Below are 1,724 nucleotides of genomic sequence, written 5' to 3'. Positions count from 1 at the left end.
CAATCTCTCAAACACCATGATGTACAAAGGCTTAATGCTTGAAAAAGTGCCTAATATGGCACTGGTCTTTGGCTATACCAACGCGTCCTGGACCCTCAAGGCAGATATTGCCTCCGAATTTGTTTGTCGGCTTCTCAAGCATATGCGCAAGACAGGCGCAGAAAAGGTGACCCCTATCGACGAGGAAGGGTGTGGCTCTGATGTCAACTTTCTCAACCTTCGATCTGGCTACATTCAACGTGCTGATGACCGCCTGCCACGCCAAGGCAACAAAGATCCTTGGCAAAACCTCAACGATTATCTTCACGACCTGCCGGCGCTTCGTTATGGAAAAATGAATGATGGCCACCTTAAATTCGAAACGACAAACCTACATAAAACGAAACGCAATCTCGTCCAAAAACTTCTGAGCAACACATCAATATAGAGGCGCAACGATGAAATCATTTTCAGGAAAAGTCGCGGCGATCACTGGCGCCGGGTCGGGCATCGGGCAAGCCACGGCGATTGCTCTAGCAAAAGAAGGTTGCCACTTAGCGATCTCTGATATCAGCGAAGAAAGCCTAGAGAAGACGGTCGAATTACTGGCAGGCTACGCCGTCAACATCAGCACTCATGTTGTTGATGTCAGCAACAAAAATGCGGTTTATCAATACGCGGAAGATACCGTATCAACACACGGAAAAGTAAATCTCATCATGAACAATGCCGGTGTGGGACTGGGTGAGACCGTCGAGAACATGAGCTATGAAAACTTTGAATGGCTGATGAATATCAATTTCTGGGGTGTCGTATACGGTACAAAGGCATTTCTTCCCCATCTCCAGAAAATAGGTGAAGGCCATATCGTCAATATCTCCAGCGTTTTCGGCATTATCGGTGTTCCAACCCAGTCAGCCTACAACGCCGCAAAATTTGCTGTTCGCGGATTTACAGAATCATTACGTGAAGAGCTGGATATCGCGGGCGGCCTTGTCAGCGCGACTTGCGTTCATCCAGGTGGAGTAAAGACTAACATCGCGCGTAATAGTCGCATGGGAGACATGGGCAGCATGAACATGGGCGACAAAGAAGAGATTGCCAGCATGTTCGAAAAAATTGCCATGACCACACCCGAAGCTGCCGCTAGAACCATCCTGAAAGGCGTGCGGAAAAACCGGCGAAGAGTTTTGGTAGGCGGTGACGCGGTCATGCTGGACACCACACAGAGACTGATACCCACAGGCTACCAACGCTTGCTTGAAATTATGTTTAAAAAACAGCAAAGCAGCAAAAATAAAAAAACGCATCAGGGCATGGCCTGACATTTTTCTCTTTAACTATCACATTATTGATTGGAGGCGATATGCGCTCGTCTAATACGGTAAAAAGCATTAAGAAACTCAGCGGCGCGCTGGTGGGCATTCCACCGCGTCATATCAATTTTCAATTTCCGGATTCCATTCCAAAGTATTTTTATGCTGGAAATGCCACAGCAACGACTTTCTTTGCCATGCTCTCCGGTTTTTTCCCACCTGGTGAACGCTATTTCATGGAGTCCGTTAGACACTTTCGTGGTCAGGTTAAGGACGAATCTCTACGGGCGGCCATATCGGGCTTCATGGGGCAGGAGGCCATTCACGGACGAGAGCACGACAGGCTGAACCAGATTCTCGCCGAGTACGGCTATGACATGCAGTCGCCAGATCGGTTTGTCAAAATTGGCTTGGCCATACTAGAGAAGT

The 1,724-nt window shown here is 48.2% G+C and carries 2 protein-coding genes and 1 pseudogene; all 3 read left to right on the top strand.

Annotation, left to right across the window (positions count from 1 at the left end; all coding sequences use genetic code 11):
* Window positions 1-427 (top strand): annotated as a pseudogene (locus tag A3754_RS22970) (FAD-containing monooxygenase EthA); the annotation flags it as partial.
* Between the two features lie 10 nt (window positions 428-437).
* Window positions 438-1,304 carry an SDR family oxidoreductase gene (locus A3754_RS22965; RefSeq protein ID WP_007150445.1) on the top strand — a complete coding sequence of 289 codons (867 nt, stop codon included), beginning with the start codon at window positions 438-440 and terminating at the stop codon, window positions 1,302-1,304.
* Between the two features lie 41 nt (window positions 1,305-1,345).
* Window positions 1,346-1,724 (top strand): metal-dependent hydrolase (locus A3754_RS22960; protein ID WP_197468800.1); only part of this gene is annotated, 379 nt, incomplete at its 3' end.

Source organism: Alcanivorax sp. HI0083, assembly GCF_001635175.1.
This window is presented reverse-complemented; position numbering and strand designations above follow the sequence as displayed.

Excerpts from the sequence above, each read along its gene's own strand:
- A3754_RS22965 (WP_007150445.1), top strand. The coding sequence starts at position 438 with ATGAAATCATTTTCAGGAAAAGTCGCGGCGATCACTGGCGCCGGGTCG.